Below are 17,990 nucleotides of genomic sequence, written 5' to 3'. Positions count from 1 at the left end.
ACTCTCGCCTGCGCGATGGGCCGCTGCGGCGCTGTGCCGGGGGCCTGCCCTCAAGGATTCTCAAGAGAGTGCTAGACCGGCGATAGGCAGAAACGACGAAGTTCGACAGGATTCTGTCTGCCGCACGCTGTCATCCGGTCCTTCGACCCGACCGACGACCAGGCTGGCCGAATCCTGACGATGTTGGGCAGAACAGCCACTGGTCGTGCCGGTACGGGTTAGACCACCATCGCATTCGATGGATACACACCGCATCGCAGTCGTGGCCCTCGACGGCGTCACGGCACTGGACCTCGCGATCCCGCTGGACGTCTTCACCGTGGAACCCGGCCTTCCGTACGAGGTCAGGATCTGCGGGTTGGCAGAGCGCGTGACGGCCTCGTCCGGCCTGACCATGGCGATCGACCACGGGCTGGACACGATGGATGAGGCCGATACCGTGATCGTGGCTGGGTATCAGCCGGTCCAGCGCCCCGTCCCGGCCGCCGTGTTGGACGGACTGGTAGCCAGCCTGGGGCGCGGCGCCAGAGTGGCGTCGATCTGCACCGGTGCGTTCGCGCTGGCGGCCGCCGGCCTTCTCGACGGCCGACGAGCCACCACACATTGGCAGCACCTCGGGGACCTCGAAGCACAGTTTCCCCTCGTGCAGATCGACCGGGATGTCCTCTATGTCGACAACGGCAGCGTTCTCACCTCGGCCGGCATGTGCTGTGGCATCGATATGTGCTTGCACCTGCTGATGCGCGATCTCGGCGCCGCCACAGCGAATCGGGTAGCTCGCGCGTTGGTCGCCCCACCGCACCGCGAGGGCGGCCAAGCACAATACGTGCCGGCGGCGGTTGCGATGGTCGGGGAGGCTTCGTTGGCCGCCACCCGGGCATGGGCTTTGAACCGTCTCTGCGAACCGATCACCGTGCCGGAAATGGCCAAGCACGCGCGAATGTCTGTGCGAACCTTCATGCGACGCTTCACCGACGAGACGGGTACGACCCCGTTGCAGTGGCTGGTCAACGCGCGCATCACTGCTGCCCGGGAACTGCTTGAAACCACCGACTACTCAATCGATCGGGTTGCCGAGAAGTCAGGGCTGGGATCGGCTGCGAATCTTCGGCTTCACTTCCGTCGCAGCCTGGCCACGACGCCCACCGCGTACCGTCGAACCTTCGCCTGCCACTACGGCACGGCGGCAGCGGTCTGAGGAGTCGGACAAAGACGGCGGTTCCCCCGACACGTGAACGTATCGGCGGAGCCGCCGCTCGAGCTTCTGCTAGTCGCTACCGGATCCGATGATGGCCTCGACTTCGACCTCGATGTTCATCTCAGGTAGCCCAGCCGCTTTCACGCCGATCGCAGTCCACAGCGGCAGGTGCCTTCCGGCCCGCTTTCGGAACTGACCGACGACCGCTGCCAGATGGTCCTCGCCGATCGAGTCGCCCCGGGTGGGGACGTGGTAGGTGCGCACGTTGACGACGTCTTGCCATGTCGCCCCCGCTGCGGCCAGGGTTCGTTCCACGTTGTCAAAGGCCTTGTCAATCTCCGCTTCCAGGGAGTCGACTGTGACGGTCTGGTCATCGTCCCATCCACCCTGGCCGGAGATGTCGACGCGATTCCCGATCCGCAGCGCCTGACTGTAGCTGTAGTTGGCGCGCACGAGTTCGCCGTAGCCGGGGGTATCGAAGAATTCGGGTTTGGACATGCAGGTGCTTCCTTTCATCGTTACTTCCAGTGATCTGAGATGTGGCATCCCACATCGGTCAGCCGACCGACCCGGACCAAATCCGCGTTGACGGAACAAGCCCGCGGCATTCAATTGCCCCAGCGCGAACGGCCTTCGGCGATGAGTTTCTCGGCCGAGGTGGAGCCGAATTCTGCACGCTCACGCAGGATCTCGCCCGGAGGGGTATAGCGCGGCGCAGTGTCGGGGCCGCTGGCAGCGTGTTCTGCAACCGCGTCGATGACTGACGTGGCCATGTCGAAACGTGGGTAGGCATCATGAATCACCGCGCCTATCTGTGCGGTGACCGCGGCCAGGTGCGACGCGGGTAAACCGAGAGCTCCACCGAAGTCGATGGCGACACCCTGGTAGGTCAGCGAGGTCAGCGCACCCATGCGCTCGGGAATGACCGCGGTGTTGTGCAGCGCGATCGCTTCCCACACGGCGTCGACCTTCTGGGCTTCCAGTCCTTGACCGCTGAGGAATTCGGCGGCGCGGTCCGCGCCGTCGACCTCGAAACGGATGTTTCTCTTCGCGAGCGGCGACAGTCCGACATCATGCAGGACGCACGCAAGGTACAGCAGCTCTTCGTCGAAGTCTTCACCAGCCACGAGACCGATGTGCGGGGCCAGTAACCGGGCGAAGAGGAAGCTTCGCACGCTGTGATTGGCGATGGCCGGCGACTCGGCAGTCTGCACAAGATCGAGCGCCGCTACCGACAGCGGCGTGCTCGGCAAAGTCAGGAGCGCAGCGTCGGCGATGAGCGTTTCATTTTGGGGTGGAACAAGATTCGTTGATGTCATGTGACGAGTGTGCAGTGATCTCGCGGGTGCGGCCAGAGGCGGAATTGCCGGTTGTCAAGAGGTTTCTGCCAGATCTGCCGAACCGGTACTGCCGGCTTGTCGGATGGGACGAGCCGACCGCCCGTGTATCCCGACAACGGAATGAAACGCCGCTATCAACTGTGCCATTGACAAATGACACAGTTGGTGATGATCTAGTCGGCGTGACGGACACCGAGGTACCGACCCGTGCGACGCCGCGCGCACTGCTGTCCGCCGCGGCCACCCGTGCGACGCTGGGATCGTTGACCAGTGCCATCCCGATCAACCGGGCGGGCGTCGGGTTCGGGCGCACCCTGATCGCCGCCATCATGGCGGTGGGCGGCTCCATGCCTGCCGGCAGCACGATCATCCCGGACGAGGGGGGTGAGTGGGTGCTGGGCCCGGGCGTCGAATTCGGAAGGCGGGCAGGCTATTACGTGCACGGCAGCGCCTACGTCATCTGCTCGGCCAAAACCCACCGCAAACTGGTCGCCCGGCTGTCGGAGGCCACCGGTCTGCCCATGTTCGTGGTGGACTACCGGCTCGCACCCGAGCACCGGTTCCCGGCCGCGGCCCAGGACGTCGAAGCCGGCTATCGCCGACTGCTGGCGCAGGGCTACGGGGCATCCGACATCGTGATCGGGGCGGATTCCGCGGGCGGACACCTGACCTGCGACATGCTGCTCGCCCACGCCGGCGACGCGGCCTTCCAGCCTGCCGGCGTGGTGCTGTTCTCACCGCTGATCGACCTCACCCTCGGGCTCGCCGAACGGCAGGAGACGGTACGCCGCGATCCGGCCATGTCGGCGGGTGCTGCGCGCAGGATGGTGGGCCTCTACACGCGGGGACAGGATCCGGACCATCCACGGCTCAAGCTCGATTTCAGCGCGGCACGGGCACTGCCACCCATGCTGATCCAGGTCGGCGGGTGCGAGATGCTCGCCGCCGATGCCAGATACCTGGACGCCCAACTGCGGGAAGCCGGTGGCGTCAGCACTCTGGAGATCTGGCCCGGCATGGTGCATGTCTTTCAGGCGCTGCCGAAGCTGGCTCCCGAGGCGACGGTCGCGCTGCGCCGGGCGGCGAACTTCATCGCCGACCGGTTCTCCGACGAACTGCAGGAGATCGGCTGATGTTCACTCTGTTCGGACTATTCGGTGGGCCCGCCCGCACCGCCGACGCGAAGGCCGTGGTGACCGGTGCGGGCAGCGGTATCGGAAGGTCGTTCGCCCTCGAGCTCGCCCGGCGGGGTGGCGAGGTCATCTGCGCGGATATCGATGCCGCCCGAGCGGCCGACACCGTCGGGCTGATCGACCAGCTGCCGACCGGCAAGGGCCACGCCGTGCAGTGCGATGTGTCCGATCGCGGCGCGATCGAACTACTGGCCAAGCAGGCGCAGGAGATCTTCGCCGGTGCACCCACGCTGGTGATCAACAACGCCGGCGTCGGTATCGGAGGAAAACCGGTAGGGGACATCGGGTTCGACGACTGGGACTGGGCGCTGGGCATCAACCTGTGGGGCGTGGTGTACGGGTGCGAGGTGTTCACCCCCATCCTGCGCGAGGCGGGCCGGGGCGGCATCATCAACGTGGCCTCCGCGGCCGGTTTCGCCGCGGCCCCGTCGATGGCCGCCTACAACGTGTCCAAGGCCGGGGTGATGTCACTGTCGGAGACCCTGGCCGCGGAACTGAACGGCACCGGTATCGCCGTCACCGTGCTGTGTCCGACGTTCGTGAAAACCAACGTCTTCACCGACGGCCGCATCACTCCGGCATCGATGAACCTGAGCCAGCAGCTGGCGCGCTGGACCGGCCTGTCCGCCGACAATGTCGCCGCGCGCACCCTCGATGCGCACGACGGTGGCCGGCTGTACGTCGTCCCGCAGTTGGACGCGACCGTCATCTGGCATCTCAAGCGGCACTTCCCAGCGCTCTACGTACGCGGCGCCGGGCTGCTCGGCCGCCTCCTCCCCGACAACTGAAAGGACCGGCAATCATGGCGATGAACCTCGACGACATGCTGCAGAAGATCAAGGACAAGCAGTGGGCACTGGTCGACATCGACTGGGACGCACCGGGATCCGAACTGATCGAACCCGAGCTGTGGGCCAAGCTCAAGCCGTTCATGACCGATCTGATGTGGATTGAGAACGTCGGCGCCCGGGGCTTCGCGGCCCTGGCCAAGAAGGCGCCGACGCCGACGCTGAAGAGCATCTACGAGCACTTCCACGCCGAGGAGCAGAAGCACGCCAACGCCGAGCTTGCGCTGATGCGGCGGTGGGGCATGCTGGAGAATGACGAGATCCCGCCGCCGAGCGTCAACGTGCAACTGGTGATCACTTGGCTGGACAAGTTCTCCGACGGCATGTCCCTGTCCATCCTGGGCACCGTCATCCCGATGCTGGAGGTCGCACTCGATGGTGCGTTGATCAAGTTCATCACCGACGAGGTGAAAGATCCGGTGGCGCAAGAGGTGTTCAAGCGGATCAACTCCGACGAATCCCGGCATCTGGCGGTGGACTTCGAGGTCATGGACATCCTGGGCCACGCCGGAATGCGCAAGTTGGCAGTCGAATTCGTCGGCAGCTGGATGAATCCCGCACTGGTGATCGGCACGCTCAGTTACTTCCCGCTGCTGAACAAGATGCGCGACAACATCGTCGCCATGGGCGTCAACGAGGAACGGCTGTACCAGGCCATGCGCCGCTTCCGGAGTGTCGGTGAGCGAAGCGAATTCGTGCACCGGGTACCGATGTACCGGTTCATCTCGTGGCACAGCAAGAAGGTCATCGACCGTAGCTCCAAGTATCACTGGCTGGCCGACTCGCTGGTGAAGGTCACCGGCGTCATCCCGATCTCGATGGTGCGCAACACCCCGACCTGGTCGCAGGAACTGACCTACGAGCCCGTGGCGTAAAGGAACCAGACCGTGACCATCTCTGTAGCCATCATCGGCGCCGGCTTCGCCGGTATCGGCGCGGCCATCCGGCTCAAAGACCAGGGCATTACCGATTTCGTGATCTACGAACGTGACAGCCGGGTCGGGGGCACCTGGCGCGACAACACCTATCCCGGTGCGGCCTGCGATATCCCGTCGCGGTTGTACTCCTACAGTTTCGCGCTCAACCCGGACTGGTCACACACCTATTCCGGCAGCGCCGAGATCCTGCAGTACATCGACGGCATGGTCGCCACGGCCGGCCTCGAGTCGCAGATCCGCTTCGGGCACAACGTCACCGGTGTGGTCTACGACCAGGCCGCGGGGGAGTGGACGGTGAAGTTCAGGGGCCGTAAACCCTTGCGCGCCCGTGCCGTGATCGTCGCCTCCGGCCCGCTGGCGAACGCGAGCCTGCCTGACATCCCGGGCATCGACTCCTATGAGGGCAAGAAGATCCACAGCGCCCGTTGGGATCACGACTTCGATTTCGCGGGCAAGAAGGTCGCCGTCGTCGGCACCGGCGCCAGCGGGGTGCAGATCGTCCCGGAACTGGTGAAAGTCGCCGAGTCGGTGAAGGTCTTCCAGCGCACGGCCGGCTGGGTGCTGCCGCGCGTCAACACTCCCACCGCGGACTGGGTCAAGAATATCTACCAGAAGGCACCGCTGGCCGAGAAGCTCATGCGCGCCGCATGGTTCTGGGGCCACGAGTCGGTGGCGCTCGGCGTGGTGTGGGACACCCCGTTCACCCGCCTGGTGGAGGCCGTCAGCCTCGCGAATCTCCGTATTCAGGTGAAAGATTCGTGGCTACGCCGGCAGTTGAAACCGGACTTCTCCGCAGGCTGCAAGCGGCTGCTGATGACCAGCGAGTACTACCCCGCGCTGCAGGCAGACAACTGCAAGCTGGTGACGTGGCCGATCGCGCGGTTGTCCCCGAAGGGAATTCGCACCGTGGAGGGTATCGAGCACCAGTTCGACGCCATCGTCTTCGCGACCGGTTTCGACGTGTCCAAGGCGGGCACGCCGTTTCCGGTCACCGGTATCGGCGGGCGGGATCTGGCCTCGGAATGGAGCCGGGGCGCCTACGCCTACCGCAGCGTGGCGGTATCGGGTTACCCCAACCTGTACTTCACCTTCGGGCCGAACTCCGGGCCCGGCCACAGCTCGGCCCTGGTGTACATGGAAGCGCAGATCGACTACATCACCGGGGCGATCGCCAAGCTGCTGCAGTTCGGCTGGAAGGCGCTCGACGTCCGGCCGGAGGTGCAGGCCCGCTACAACGAGGACATCCAGCGCAGGCTGGCTTCCACCACCTGGAACTCGGGCTGCCAGAGCTGGTACCTGACCGAGGACGGCTTCAACGCGACCATGTTCCCCGGGTTCGCCACCCAGTATGTCAACCAGCTGAAGACGGTGGACCTGGCCGACTACCGGATCACCGTGGCGGATACCAGCAGTGCCCCCGTGCTGACCGCATAGAATTCGCTGGTGACCGAGTACCGGATCGACGACCTCGCACGCGTTGCGGGGACGACCACCCGGAACGTGCGCGTCTACCAGGAGAGCGGCCTGCTGCCCCGCCCCCAGCGTCGGGGCCGGGTCGCCATCTACACCGACAAGCATCTCAGTCAGCTGCAGGCGATCATCCGGTTGCTCAGCGAAGGGTTCACGGTCAAGCACATCCTGAAATTCCTCACCGGGCTGCAGCGCGGGGAGGGGCTGGTCGAGGTGCTCGATCTGGCGGACCTGGGCGAGCTGGTGACCGAGCCGTGGTCACACCCGGTGTCCGAGACGATGACGCGCGAACAACTGGAAGCCCAGCTCGGCCCGCTCAACGCCGCGACCCTGCGGCGGCTGACCGCCAACGGGATCATCGAGGTGAGCGGACCGACGGGTTCGGCCGCAGAGTCCACCGAGCCCGCAGAGGATGCCGATACGTACCTGGTGCGGGACCGCCGGGTCATCGACGACTTCGGGAAGCTGATCTCCCGCGGGATGCCGTTGTCGGCGATCCTCAAGACGACCGCGGCGGTGGACGAGAAGCTCGACGAGGCGGCGCAGGCACTGTCCGGCGCCGGGCACAGCGAGGTGGTCCGCCAACGTGGCACCGGCTGGTATCCCGGAAACGACGCGGAACTCGCCTGGGCCGCGGATCTCATCGATGTCATGCGCCGGGTGGCACGGCGTTCGGCGCACGCCAGCCTGGACCGCGCGCTGGACGCGGCCGTGCGCGCCGAGTTGCGGCGCTACCAGCAGGGAGAGCGGAAGTCATGAGAAGGCCGGGAATCCTCAGAAGAATCAAGGTCCTCGAGGACATCGCCGAGCTGCGGCGGTCGGCACAGTTCATCGCCGAGAACATCGCCGCGCTGAGTGAGAGCGCGGCGGGTATCAACCGGCACGCGGAGATGATCGCCAAGGAGATCACGACGTTGACTGAAGCGGCGGCCGGGATCGACTCCTCGGCGGAGAAGATCGCCGAGGGGGCCCATTCGATCGCCGCGACGCTGCCCCGGATCCAGCGGCTGGCCGAAGTGGTGGACCCGTTGGAGAGCACCGTGGCCCGGTTGGGCTGGGTGGTGGACCGGATTCCCGGCGGAAAGCGTAATCAGTCATGACGACCACCCCGCGCAGAGGCTTCAACGACGCCGTCACCCGGTTCTGGAGTTTCGCCGCCCCGGTGTACAACCAGCAGTGCCTGCAGCGCTGGGTGTACCAGCCCGCCCAGGATGAGGTGATCGCCCAGCTGCGGCAGCACGGGTCCCGCCAGATCGCCGATATCGCCTGCGGAACCGGCATTCTCGCCGACCGCATCCAGCGCGAACTACAGCCCGACGAGGTGTACGGGATCGACATGTCCGACGGGATGCTCGCCCAGGCCCGCAAACGGTCCGACCGGGTGCGTTGGATGTCGGCGCCCGCCGAGGAACTGCCCTTCGAGGACGGTTTCCTGGACGCCGTGGTGACGACGTCGGCGTTTCACTTCTTCGATCAACCGGCGGCGCTGCGGGAGTTCCACCGGGTGCTGGCGCCGGGCGGCCTGGTGGCGGTGACGACCATCAGCCCACGCCAGGCGCTGCCGCTACATGCGCTCTCGGCGGCCCTGTGGAATCCCGCGCACAATCCCAGCGAGCAGGAGATGCGGGCACTGTTCCAGGCCGCCGGTTTCACGATCGCCGATCAGCACCGGGTGCGCCGGCCCATCTGGACGCCCATCTCGGACCTCATCACAGTCGGTGTGAAGCCGCCGCAGACGTAGCCACGGCGGCCAACAGCAGCGTGGCCAGCCCCAGCGCCCAGGCGTGATACCCGTGCACCACCAGCGCGGCCCCGACCAGCGCGCCGAGGAACATGGCCAGCACCGGCACCAGCCTGCGGCCCGCCTTGCTGCCATGCCCCGACGCGGCGTCCGCGGCGATCCCGGTGAGGGTCAGGGTGAGCACCGTGGTGGTCAGGTCGGGCACCGCCAGCGCCCGCGCCGTCGCGTTCTGCAGACCCATACCGATACCCAGTAAGACGATCAGCGTACTCAGAATCCAGCTTCGGTAGGGCACCGGCGCGGCGATGACCACCGCCAGAGCGGCTGCAACGCAGATCAATTCGATGACCGTCGCGGTCAGCAGGTGCTTTCGCCGGTCCTCGCCCAGGCGCTTGCGCAGCGACCCGCCGAACGCGGCGCCGATCAGAAAGGTGACGACGGCGAGCAGCAGGGCCCACCACACGAAACCCGGCGCCCCCGCCAGCGCGAACCCGCTGAACACCACGTTGCCGGTCATATTGGCCACCAGGACGTGCCCGAGGGCCAGGTAGCTGAACGCATCCACCACGCCGGTGACGACCGTCAGGATCAGCAGCAGCCTGGGGAGCGGGGCGCTCAATCCCTCGGTCATGCCAGTTCGACCAGCACGGGAGCGTGATCGCTGGGCTGCTTGCCTTTGCGCTCCTCGCGGACGATCTCGGCATGCGTGACGCGGGCGGCGAACTCCGGCGAGCCCAGGATGAAGTCGATCCGCATGCCCTGCTTCTTCGGGAAGCGCAGCTGCGTGTAGTCCCAGTAGGTGTACACGCCGGGGCCCGGGGTGTACGGCCGCACCACGTCGGCGAACCCGGCGTCGTTGAAGGCGCGGAACGCGGCCCGCTCCGGCTCGGAGACATGCGTGGCGCCTTCGAAGAACGCCGGATCCCAGACGTCCTCGTCGGTGGGTGCGATGTTCCAGTCGCCCATCAGCGCCACCGGGCCCGGCCACACCGCAGAAGAAACGCGCAGCGCTTCAAGCCATTCCAGCTTGTAGGTGTAGTGCTTGTCGGCCAGCGTGCGGCCGTTGGGGATGTACAGACTCCACAACCGCACCCCGCCGCAGGTCGCCCCGATGGCGCGCGCCTCGGCCAGGCCATCCCACAGCGGCTGGCCCGGGAAGCCGATCTCGACATCGTCGAGCCCGATCCGGGAGGCGATGGCCACACCGTTCCACTGGTTCAGCCCGATATGGGCCACCTCATAACCCAACGCCGCGAAGGGCATCGACGGGAACTGCGCGTCGGTGCACTTGGTCTCCTGCATGGCCAGCACGTCGACATCGGCACGCGCGAGCCAGTCGGTGACACGGTCGACACGGGTGCGGATGGAGTTGACGTTCCAGGTGGCTACACGCATGCGAGATCCTTACGCAGGGCGGTGAAATCGGTGATGGTCTTGGTGGCGACGGAGGCCACGGGGCGGGCGTTGCGCCCGGTCGCCTCGGTCTTGGACACCATGACCACACCGTCGATATAGGGCTGGATGGTGGTGGCGTTCTGCACGGTGGCCACGATGACCAGCTGGAAACCGAACTTGCGGAACGCTTCCAGGGCCTGCGAGGCGAACTGCGGGTCGGACTTGGAGAACGCCTCGTCCAGCATCAGCTGGGCGAAAACCGGTGTGTTGTCCCCACTCTCGGGGTTGGCCAGGTTGAAGCTCAGCGCCCCGGCCAGGCAGAACGCCATCAACTTCTCCTGCTCGCCGCCGGAGTTGTCGCCGGCATTGCTGTGGGTGCGGATCAGCTCATCGCTGCGCACATCCCATTCGGCGCAGTCGAAGGTGAACCGGTTACGCACATCCAGCGCGTCGCGGGTCCAGGTGCGGTCCTCGGGTGCGGTGCTGGCCAAGCGGTTACGCAGCCGCAGGATATCGGCGTACTGGTCCAGGATGGCCTTCTTGTCACCCATGCTCACCTCGGTGACGCGACGGGAGATGGCCTTCACGATCTCGGTGAGCTCGGAGACCGCGGCCAGGCTGCGCGGGGTGGCCCGCAGCGTCAGCCGGGTGCCGCGGTTGAACTCCACCGCACTCAGTCCGCCGTTGACCCGGTCGATCTGCTCGCTGATGCGCCGGGTCTCCTGCTCGGCCACCCGGTGCAGGGTCAGGATGGCATCCGGGGCCTGCTCGGTGATCAGTCGCATCATCCGCTCATAGGCGTCCGGGAGTTCGCGTTCGTCGATGTGCCGGCACACCGCCACGTAGTCGTGCACGCGCTCGTCGAGGTCATCGGAGTCGTTGGGGATGGCATCCGGGAACGACGTGTCGAACGTGGCGATGATGCGGGACAGTTCTTCGTAAGAGCGCCTTCGGCTTTCGGTCAGCTGATCGCGTTCCCGGCGGATCGCGGCGAACAGCGCGTCACGATGCGGCTCGGGGTTGAGCAATTCCAGGGTGACGGGCACCTCGGCCGCGTACCGGCGCAACAGATCGGTTGCCGGCTCGGACACCGCCGCCGGGGAGAGCCGATCGGCCAGGTCCATCAGCCGGGTGCGGCGGCCGTCCAGATCGTCGCGACGGGTCTGGATCGCCCCGCGTTTGGTCATCAGTGCCTGGATATCGGCCCAGCACTCCTCGGCGCGGGCACTCAACGCCTCGATGTCCGGGTGGTCGGCCAGCAGCAGTTCGTACTGGTCGCGCAGCCGGTCGGCGTGCCCGTCCGCGGTGTCGATGTCGATCTGGCTCCACTGCGGGAACTGTTCGTAGATGGCCTTGCAGGCGCCGGCCCGGTCCCGCCACTGTTGACGCTGCGCGGCGATGTCGTCGGCGGCCTTGCGGGCCCGGGTGAAGGTCTCCTCCGCCTCGGCCAGTTCGGTGTGCAACGCCTCCAGCTTGGCGCTGATATCGCCCTGGTAGATGAACTCGGACGGTTTGAGCGGGCGCCGGTCATCCTTGATCGACAGCCGATCGGAGTCCTTGTACAGACCCGCGTCGGTGACCGCGCGGCGGAACCGGGCGAACACGTCCGGGGTGTCGACGCAGATGTGGTCACCGGCGGCGGCGATGACGTCGAGCGCCTCGGCCGCACACGTGTGGTCCGGATTGACCAGGAACAGCTTGCCCGCCAAGGTGTTCGGCTCGGGCTGGGTTCCGGTTGCGCTGGTGCGCACATGATGCAGGGCCAGCCGGCCACGCATATTGGTCTCGTTGACGAACCGCAGCACCTTGGCGTGGTGGCGGTCGGGCACCAGCAACCGCAGACCGACACCCCGCAGCACCTTCTCCACCGCGACGCGCCAGCGCTGCTGGTCGGGCCGCAAGTCGAAAAGCTCTGCCACATAAGGTAGCTCGCCGGGGTCGACGCCGATCGCGGTGCAGATGTGATCGCGCATCGTGACGGCGAACTCGGGGAGTGCCGAGCCCACCTGCTCCACCCGTTTGAGTTCCTTCGCGGCGTTGTCGCGCAGGATGCGGGCCGACTTCTGGGCGTACTCGGCGTCGGTGGACGCTTCGCGGCCCCACTCCAGCTTGCCGAGCATCTCGGTGGCCTGTCTGGTCAGGTCCTCCCGCAGATTCCAGAACTCGTCGGCGCTGTCCGGGATCTCGATGCCCTGAGCGGTGACGAGTTCCTCGAAGGCGGCGCGCCGGCGGGACACCTCCTCGGCCTGGGATTCGGCGGCGGCCACCTGAGCCTGCAGCGGGCCGACGTTGGCGCTGGCGCCGCTGATCTGCGCGTTGAGCGAATCACCTTCGGCTTTCGCGAGATTGAGCTGACGGGTCAGGTCGGCGTACTCGTTGTCCAGCTGGGTGATGGTGGTGTCCAGCGCGGCCACCTGGGCCGGACACTCCCGCAGCCGCACGTGATCGGTGTAGGCCCGCACCATCGGCAGGTCGACCAGATCGATGATGCCCAGATCGCTGGACTCCGACGCGTAACGCACCTGGATGGCCTCGATATCGCCGAGGATCTTGCGTTTGCGCTGCGCGACCGCCAGCAGCTCGCGGGCCTCCACCAGCGGGTCGATCTGCTTGAGTGCCTCGGGCAGCCGGGCCAGGCTGTCCGGTTCGTCGAGCATGAAGTCCCGGACGAACTGCTCCAGACCGCCCACGCTTTTCAGCGACTTCGCCTTGCCGAGCAGCTGTTGGGCGGCGTCGGAGGCGCGGATGCCGATGGACGAATAGAGCTGGGCCAGATACTGGGACTCGACCTTGGTGGAGAACCTCCAGTGGTTTTTGAACACACTCGCGTCGAAACGTCCCGCCGCCCAACGGTTACAGACATCCTCGATATCGAGGTCGCCGTCGCCGAGCACGTAGCGGCTGGAGGAATCAGACCGCGATTCACCGGTGAGCCATTTGAGCACCAGCCCGGTGATGGTGCGCCCGGTGTTACTGGCATAGGTGACGGCGATCGCCGACCAGGTGGTGCCGTCACCGCGCAGGTACATCACCTGGCTGCTGCCGGCGTCGCTGCGCTGGCCCCACGCCCCGCGCACATACTTGTCCACGGTGCGCCGGCCCGCGCTGGACCCGGCGGCGGTGTTATCGCCGGAGGCATTGAAGTTGCGCCGGTTGAACGGCAGGAAGCCCAACGAGATCGCGTCCAGCAGTGAGGATTTGCCGCTACCGGAGGCGCCCGCGATGAGCGCCCCGCCGGGGCCGAACCCGATGCTGTGGTAACCGTCGAACACGCCCCAGTTGATGACCTGGAGCCGGGACAGATGGAACTGCTCACTCATCGGTGCTGCCTCCCTTGCGCAGCTCTTCGAACTGCTGCTGCAACTCGGTGATCACCGAGGCCGTCATGATGGCGCTGATCACCGGGCTCACGGTGTAGCTGTCCTCGTCGTCGCGCGTCTTGCGCAGGATCTCCAGCCCGGCCAGCCGGGCGACGGCGGCGTCGACGCGCGCGGTGAAGGTGACGGCGTCGCGGTCGGTGTCGTTGAGCACCCCGGAGAACAGACCATGGATCTCGTCGCGGCTGATGACGAAGCTCGCGTCGCCGCCGGCACGCATCATCTGGGCCAGATGCAGCGCCAGGATGGAGTCGTAGGTGCCCAGCGGTTCGCGACGCAGAAGTTTGACACCCCGCGCCGATTCGTACCGGGCCTGTTCGATGAACGCGATCTCGACACCCTCGGCGATCTGCAGTTGCAGGTCGAGTTCGGACAACCGCACCGCCAGGTCCGCGCGATACTCCTTGATCCAGCTGTAGATGTCGGCATCGGACTCGTTGCTGACGAAGCGGCGCGTCAGTAGGTGCTGCAGCGCCCAGCACGCCCGGTCGGGCAGCGCACTGACATCCCCGTCGAACCGCGGCCGGCGTTGCTGCGGCTGCGTCGGGCGACCGGTGCGGTCGACCTCGGGCAGGGAGGCGAAATCAACTGGTGTATCTGTCATGACGCCACTCCAACAATCGGTTCGGTGAACATCAGCCGCGGAACCTCCATCTCACGGTCGCGGCCGTCTAGCGAATGGAACCGGATGCGTACCGGTTCGGTGTCGGTCTGGCTGGTATCTGGATTGCCGCCTCCGGCGGCGGGCTGCTTGAGCGCCCACGACCACAGCACGATGACATGCCCGAGATACGCGGTGTCCAACATCGACACCGCGTCCGGCAGCGACAGCGGGGCGTCGCGCAGTGCGGTGTTGATCATCGCCGACATCGCCGGTGCGTCGACCTGGGTGGTCAGCGCGGCGAAGGTGGACAGATCGACATCGCCGTCGGCGACGGCCGCAGGCTTGGGGGCGGACACGTCGTTGATCCGGAAACTCAGGGCGCCGATCGAACTGATGGTGTGCCGGGCCAGCGGCACATCGAGGTCCAGCCGCGAATCCGTCAGCGACACCTTCAACAACGCGCGGGCCGCGCCGATCGCCTCGTTCAACTGCCGGGCCACCCCGCGGCTCTGCTCCAGCGTGCCGAACGCGGTGAACCGCTTGACCCGCTGCGCGCAGCGCTGCTGGATGCGTTCCACCTCGTCGATCTGATGGCCGACCAGTTCGAAGAACCCGGCCATCACCTTGCGCAGCGCCGGGTCCAGCTCGGGCAGGGCCCCGGCGACGGCGGCGATATCGCCCTCGAACGCGGTGCGCTGGTCCGGGTCGTTGATCATCCGCAGGAACGCCCGGTGCGAATCGCGGCCCGCCGACTCCCACGCCTGTTGATAGTCGGCGTACATCTGGCGCTGCCGGTCGCGGTACTCGGTGTTGGTGTCGATCGGATCGTCGAGCGCCTGGGTGGCCTGTTCGATCATGGTGCCGTACAACCCGATATCGGTGATCAGCCGTTCCATCTGCAGGGCGATCGCGCGGGCCTCGTCGTACATCGAGGTGACGTCGGGCTCGGGGCGCAAGCCGGCGTCCAGCTCGTCGAGCTCACGGTGCAGCTCGGCGATCTCGGCCTCGATGCCGGCCCGGATGCGGGCCGGGTCGTTGTCGACGCGCACCGCGACCTGTTTGAGCCGGGACGCGATGCCGTTGATCGAACCGCCGGTGGCGATGGTGTCGTTGCGGCGCATCCCGCGCACGAAATCCAGGGCCCGGCGGGCGTCCTGGGTCAGGTAGCAGACGTTGCGTTCACTCCCGGATCGGACGTCGAGCACACGGTGCAACCAGCCCTGGCTGGCCCACGTCTTGATCAGGGCCAGGCCGGACTGCTCGATCTCGTCGAGGGTTTCGAGGTCGCGGTCCAGGCGCACCACCAGATCGGTCTCGGCCACCACCCCGTCGAGCAGATGACGCTCCATCAGCGTGGCGTAGATCCCCAGGTTCTGGGTGGCGAGCAGCCGGACCGCACGCGAGGACTGCACATCGCGGTTGAGTTGGAGTAACTCATGCATGGGGTAGAAGGCTTTCTGCGCGCAGGTACCGCAGCGTGTGGTGCAGGCGGAAACCCATCGAGTGGTACAGCGTGGCGGCGGGGGAGTTGTCGGCGAGCACCTGCACGTAGGCGCGGGTGGCGCCGCGGGTGGCCGCCCAGCCGAGCAGTGCCGAACATACCGCGCGGGCGTGACCCCGGCGCCGGGAATCCTCGGCGACCCGCACCGCCGACAGCCCGGCCCAACGGGTGCCCCCGGGTGCCGCCGTCACCGCGGCGCGGCCGACGGCGGCACCCGCGACAGCGGCGAACGTCACCTCGCCGGCCTCCTGCCCGGTGCCGACGGCGGTCAGCACCTCGACGGGGACGGCGCGTTCGTAGATGCGGAGCCACTCGGCGTCCGGGGTGGGGCGCAAGGTGCCGTCGCCCGGGACGTCCTCGGGGGTGATGTCAGGAGTGATATCGCGCACCAGGACGCGGGTCGGTTTGGTGCCCGGCGTCTTGACGGGCAGCAGACGCTCGGGCAGCGCCAGCCACGCGGGCAGACCGCGGCGGGCGTACCAGTCCACGATCGTCGGCAGCGCGTGCAGGTTCGCCTCGAACAACAGGGGCACCGCCGAATTGGCACGGCTGGTGTGGCCCTCCCCGATCCCTGGGCCGGCGCGCAGCAGCCAGCCGTGGCACCAGTGTTGCTCGGTGCCGGGCCAGGCCAGCGCCGCGGCATGCTCAAGCTCACGGATCTCCGAGTTGCGCACGGTGACGTGGGAGAGTTCGCGCATCGAAACCACGTCGGCGGGCGCGATGTGCACCATCTCGCCGGATTTGGTCCGCACCGAGATCAACGGGCTCAGGGCTGCCAGCTCACCGACGACATCGGTCAGGCCGTCGGGCAGCCGGTAACGCAGCGACACCCGGTCACCGACGCTCGTCATCTAGCGGGCACTAGTGGCCGAACGGGTCGGGATCCTCGCCGGGCGTCCAGCTCAACCCCGGCACACCCCACTTGTTGGACTTGACCATGCGCTTGGCCGCGCGGGCGTGCCGGCCGATCAACCCGTCCAGATAGGTGAAACCGTCGAGGTGACCTGTCTCGTGCTGGAGCATCCGCGCGAACAGCCCGGTGCCCTCCAGCGTGATCGCGGTGCCGTCGGCGTCCAGGCCGGTGACGCGGGCCCACTCGGCCCGGCCCCGCGGGAACGACTCGCCCGGCACCGACAGGCAACCTTCGTCGTCGTTGTCCGGGTCGGGCATGGTCTCGGGCAGCTCGGAGGTCTCCAACACGGGGTTCACCACCACGCCGCGACGGCGTGCCGTCTTTCCGCGCTCGTCGGCGCAGTCGTAGACGAAGACCCGCGCGGTCATGCCAATCTGGTTGGCGGCCAGGCCAACCCCGTTGGCAGCGTCCATCGTGTCGTACATGTCGGCGATCAGATCCGCGAGATCAGCAGGAAGCGAACCGTCGGCTCCCACGGGAACCGGGGTGGTCGGGGTGTGCAGGACGGGATCGCCCACGATACGAATAGGTACAACAGCCACGGTTGGCAAGCTTAAGTCAGCCGACTCGCGGGTAACGATCACGCCCGCACTACCGCAGCCGTGATTGAATGAGCGCCGAACAACAGTCGTGTAATTCTCAGATCTGTCGGAAGGGCCCAAGGAGCGATATGGACGGCGCTATCGCGCGGACTGAGCGATCCGGGGATGATTCCGAGCCTGCCGACGGCCTGAGTCGGCGCGAACACGACATCCTGGCCTTCGAACGCCAGTGGTGGAAGTACGCGGGGTCCAAAGAGGAAGCCATCAAGGAACTGTTCGGGTTGTCGCCGTCGCGGTACTACCAGGTGCTCAACGCACTGGTGGAGCGACCGGAAGCACTCGCCGCCGACCCGATGCTGGTCAAGCGGCTGCGCCGGGTGCGCGCCAGCCGGCAGAAAGCCAAGGCCGCGCGGCGGCTGGGCTTCGAGGTCACCTAGACCGCTAGTCTGGGCTCCGATGAATCAGCGAGACTCTTCCGGGCTGCCCCTGCGCGCCATGGTCATGGTGCTGTTGTTCCTCGGTGTGGTGTTCCTGCTGATTGCATTCCAGTACCTGGGACCCAACGACGACAACGACAGCAGCGCCTCGACCTCGGCGACCCCGGCCACCAGCTCCACCGTCACCAAGACATCGGCCACACCCGCGCCGGCCAAGGTCGATGTGCGGGTGTTCAACATCTCCGAGGTGGCCGGCGCCGCCGAGAACACCGCGACCAAACTGCGCGACGCGCAGTGGAACGTCACCGAGACCGGGAACCTCACGCTGGAGGGTGTCACCGCCACGACGGTGTACTTCGGGGAGGCGCCCGGCGAGAAGGAAGCTGCCGATGAGGTGGGCAAACTGCTCGCCGCACCGGTCGAACCACGGGTGCCCGCACTGGCAGACCAACCGCCGGGCGTCATCGTGGCGGTCACCGGCTAGGCTCTCGGA

19 protein-coding genes are annotated in these 17,990 nt (G+C 66.7%); 10 read left to right on the top strand and 9 right to left on the bottom strand.

From position 1 onward, the window contains the following. Positions 1-238: 238 nt before the first annotated feature. Positions 239-1,198 carry a GlxA family transcriptional regulator gene (locus QN239_RS28645; protein WP_499015513.1) on the top strand — a complete coding sequence of 320 codons (960 nt, stop codon included), beginning with the start codon at positions 239-241 and terminating at the stop codon, positions 1,196-1,198. A 69-nt stretch (positions 1,199-1,267) separates the two neighbouring features. Here QN239_RS28645 and QN239_RS28640 read toward each other — a convergent pair whose 3' ends face one another. Continuing rightward, positions 1,268-1,696, bottom strand: a complete 429-nt coding sequence (locus QN239_RS28640) for a Rid family hydrolase (RefSeq protein WP_499015509.1) — start codon at positions 1,694-1,696, stop codon at positions 1,268-1,270. A gap of 110 nt (positions 1,697-1,806) precedes the next feature. Next, entirely contained in the window at positions 1,807-2,517 is a 711-nt protein-coding gene (locus QN239_RS28635) for an HD domain-containing protein (RefSeq protein ID WP_499015507.1), read from the bottom strand. Between the two features lie 203 nt (positions 2,518-2,720). On the opposite strand from QN239_RS28635, the gene QN239_RS28630 reads away from it, so the two are divergent. The 7 genes from QN239_RS28630 to QN239_RS28600 are packed head-to-tail and all read left to right on the top strand — an operon-like array spanning position 2,721 to position 8,728. Continuing rightward, a complete protein-coding gene (locus QN239_RS28630; RefSeq protein WP_499015505.1) occupies positions 2,721-3,671 on the top strand; it encodes an alpha/beta hydrolase in 951 nt (316 codons plus the stop codon). Continuing rightward, on the top strand, positions 3,671-4,519 hold the full coding sequence (locus tag QN239_RS28625) for an SDR family NAD(P)-dependent oxidoreductase (RefSeq protein WP_499015502.1): 849 nt from the start codon (positions 3,671-3,673) through the stop codon (positions 4,517-4,519). Before QN239_RS28630 ends, QN239_RS28625 begins: the two co-directional genes overlap by 1 nt. A 14-nt stretch (positions 4,520-4,533) precedes the next feature. Further along, positions 4,534-5,454: a ferritin-like domain-containing protein gene (locus tag QN239_RS28620; protein WP_499015501.1), complete on the top strand. Its 921-nt coding sequence runs from the start codon at positions 4,534-4,536 to the stop codon at positions 5,452-5,454. 12 nt (positions 5,455-5,466) lie between these two features. After that, on the top strand, positions 5,467-6,951 hold the full coding sequence (locus QN239_RS28615) for a flavin-containing monooxygenase (RefSeq protein ID WP_499015499.1): 1,485 nt from the start codon (positions 5,467-5,469) through the stop codon (positions 6,949-6,951). 9 nt (positions 6,952-6,960) lie between these two features. After that, positions 6,961-7,746 (top strand): MerR family transcriptional regulator, encoded by a 786-nt coding sequence (locus QN239_RS28610; RefSeq protein ID WP_499015496.1) that lies wholly within the window; start codon positions 6,961-6,963, stop codon positions 7,744-7,746. Continuing rightward, a complete protein-coding gene (locus QN239_RS28605; RefSeq protein ID WP_499015493.1) occupies positions 7,743-8,087 on the top strand; it encodes a hypothetical protein in 345 nt (114 codons plus the stop codon). The genes QN239_RS28610 and QN239_RS28605 overlap by 4 nt, the downstream gene beginning before the upstream one ends. Further along, positions 8,084-8,728 (top strand): class I SAM-dependent methyltransferase, encoded by a 645-nt coding sequence (locus QN239_RS28600; protein ID WP_090358886.1) that lies wholly within the window; start codon positions 8,084-8,086, stop codon positions 8,726-8,728. Before QN239_RS28605 ends, QN239_RS28600 begins: the two co-directional genes overlap by 4 nt. Here QN239_RS28600 and QN239_RS28595 read toward each other — a convergent pair. The 7 genes from QN239_RS28595 to QN239_RS28565 are packed head-to-tail and all read right to left on the bottom strand — an operon-like array spanning position 8,697 to position 17,060. Further along, positions 8,697-9,359 (bottom strand): YoaK family protein, encoded by a 663-nt coding sequence (locus QN239_RS28595; RefSeq protein ID WP_499015488.1) that lies wholly within the window; start codon positions 9,357-9,359, stop codon positions 8,697-8,699. The two genes, QN239_RS28600 and QN239_RS28595, sit on opposite strands and share 32 nt — an antisense overlap. Further along, positions 9,356-10,123, bottom strand: a complete 768-nt coding sequence (locus tag QN239_RS28590; RefSeq protein ID WP_499015485.1) for an exodeoxyribonuclease III — start codon at positions 10,121-10,123, stop codon at positions 9,356-9,358. Before QN239_RS28590 ends, QN239_RS28595 begins: the two co-directional genes overlap by 4 nt. Beyond that, positions 10,114-13,443, bottom strand: coding sequence for an ATP-binding protein (locus QN239_RS28585; protein ID WP_499015482.1), 3,330 nt, complete (start codon positions 13,441-13,443; stop codon positions 10,114-10,116). Before QN239_RS28585 ends, QN239_RS28590 begins: the two co-directional genes overlap by 10 nt. Next, complete coding sequence (locus QN239_RS28580; protein WP_090358894.1) at positions 13,436-14,104, bottom strand: DUF4194 domain-containing protein; 669 nt, start codon at positions 14,102-14,104, stop codon at positions 13,436-13,438. Before QN239_RS28580 ends, QN239_RS28585 begins: the two co-directional genes overlap by 8 nt. Beyond that, positions 14,101-15,546 carry a DUF3375 domain-containing protein gene (locus QN239_RS28575; protein ID WP_499015477.1) on the bottom strand — a complete coding sequence of 482 codons (1,446 nt, stop codon included), beginning with the start codon at positions 15,544-15,546 and terminating at the stop codon, positions 14,101-14,103. Before QN239_RS28575 ends, QN239_RS28580 begins: the two co-directional genes overlap by 4 nt. Next, positions 15,539-16,456 carry an N-acetylglutamate synthase, CG3035 family gene (locus tag QN239_RS28570; RefSeq protein ID WP_499015475.1) on the bottom strand — a complete coding sequence of 306 codons (918 nt, stop codon included), beginning with the start codon at positions 16,454-16,456 and terminating at the stop codon, positions 15,539-15,541. Before QN239_RS28570 ends, QN239_RS28575 begins: the two co-directional genes overlap by 8 nt. Positions 16,457-16,466: 10 nt before the next feature. Next, the gene (locus QN239_RS28565) at positions 16,467-17,060 is read right to left on the bottom strand and encodes a peptide deformylase (RefSeq protein WP_167156466.1); all 594 of its coding nucleotides are present in this window, start codon (positions 17,058-17,060) and stop codon (positions 16,467-16,469) included. A 128-nt stretch (positions 17,061-17,188) separates the two neighbouring features. On the opposite strand from QN239_RS28565, the gene napA reads away from it, so the two are divergent. Both napA and QN239_RS28555 read left to right on the top strand, forming a co-directional pair. Then, on the top strand, positions 17,189-17,497 hold the full coding sequence (gene napA, locus QN239_RS28560) for a nucleoid-associated protein NapA (RefSeq protein ID WP_090358903.1): 309 nt from the start codon (positions 17,189-17,191) through the stop codon (positions 17,495-17,497). A gap of 19 nt (positions 17,498-17,516) precedes the next feature. Further along, positions 17,517-17,981: a LytR C-terminal domain-containing protein gene (locus QN239_RS28555; protein WP_499015470.1), complete on the top strand. Its 465-nt coding sequence runs from the start codon at positions 17,517-17,519 to the stop codon at positions 17,979-17,981. Positions 17,982-17,990 lie beyond the last annotated feature (9 nt).

Source organism: Mycolicibacterium sp. Y3 (assembly GCF_051188035.1).
In the GTDB taxonomy this organism is placed as follows: domain Bacteria; phylum Actinomycetota; class Actinomycetes; order Mycobacteriales; family Mycobacteriaceae; genus Mycobacterium; species Mycobacterium fluoranthenivorans.
This window is presented reverse-complemented; position numbering and strand designations above follow the sequence as displayed.

Excerpts from the sequence above, each read along its gene's own strand:
- QN239_RS28645 (WP_499015513.1), top strand. The coding sequence starts at position 239 with ATGGATACACACCGCATCGCAGTCGTGGCCCTCGACGGCGTCACGGCA.
- QN239_RS28640 (WP_499015509.1), bottom strand. The coding sequence starts at position 1,696 with ATGTCCAAACCCGAATTCTTCGATACCCCCGGCTACGGCGAACTCGTG.
- QN239_RS28635 (WP_499015507.1), bottom strand. The coding sequence starts at position 2,517 with ATGACATCAACGAATCTTGTTCCACCCCAAAATGAAACGCTCATCGCC.
- QN239_RS28625 (WP_499015502.1), top strand. The coding sequence starts at position 3,671 with ATGTTCACTCTGTTCGGACTATTCGGTGGGCCCGCCCGCACCGCCGAC.
- QN239_RS28620 (WP_499015501.1), top strand. The coding sequence starts at position 4,534 with ATGGCGATGAACCTCGACGACATGCTGCAGAAGATCAAGGACAAGCAG.
- QN239_RS28605 (WP_499015493.1), top strand. The coding sequence starts at position 7,743 with ATGAGAAGGCCGGGAATCCTCAGAAGAATCAAGGTCCTCGAGGACATC.
- QN239_RS28600 (WP_090358886.1), top strand. The coding sequence starts at position 8,084 with ATGACGACCACCCCGCGCAGAGGCTTCAACGACGCCGTCACCCGGTTC.
- QN239_RS28595 (WP_499015488.1), bottom strand. The coding sequence starts at position 9,359 with ATGACCGAGGGATTGAGCGCCCCGCTCCCCAGGCTGCTGCTGATCCTG.
- QN239_RS28590 (WP_499015485.1), bottom strand. The coding sequence starts at position 10,123 with ATGCGTGTAGCCACCTGGAACGTCAACTCCATCCGCACCCGTGTCGAC.
- QN239_RS28585 (WP_499015482.1), bottom strand. The coding sequence starts at position 13,443 with ATGAGTGAGCAGTTCCATCTGTCCCGGCTCCAGGTCATCAACTGGGGC.
- QN239_RS28580 (WP_090358894.1), bottom strand. The coding sequence starts at position 14,104 with ATGACAGATACACCAGTTGATTTCGCCTCCCTGCCCGAGGTCGACCGC.
- QN239_RS28575 (WP_499015477.1), bottom strand. The coding sequence starts at position 15,546 with ATGCATGAGTTACTCCAACTCAACCGCGATGTGCAGTCCTCGCGTGCG.
- QN239_RS28570 (WP_499015475.1), bottom strand. The coding sequence starts at position 16,456 with ATGACGAGCGTCGGTGACCGGGTGTCGCTGCGTTACCGGCTGCCCGAC.
- napA (WP_090358903.1), top strand. The coding sequence starts at position 17,189 with ATGGACGGCGCTATCGCGCGGACTGAGCGATCCGGGGATGATTCCGAG.
- QN239_RS28555 (WP_499015470.1), top strand. The coding sequence starts at position 17,517 with ATGAATCAGCGAGACTCTTCCGGGCTGCCCCTGCGCGCCATGGTCATG.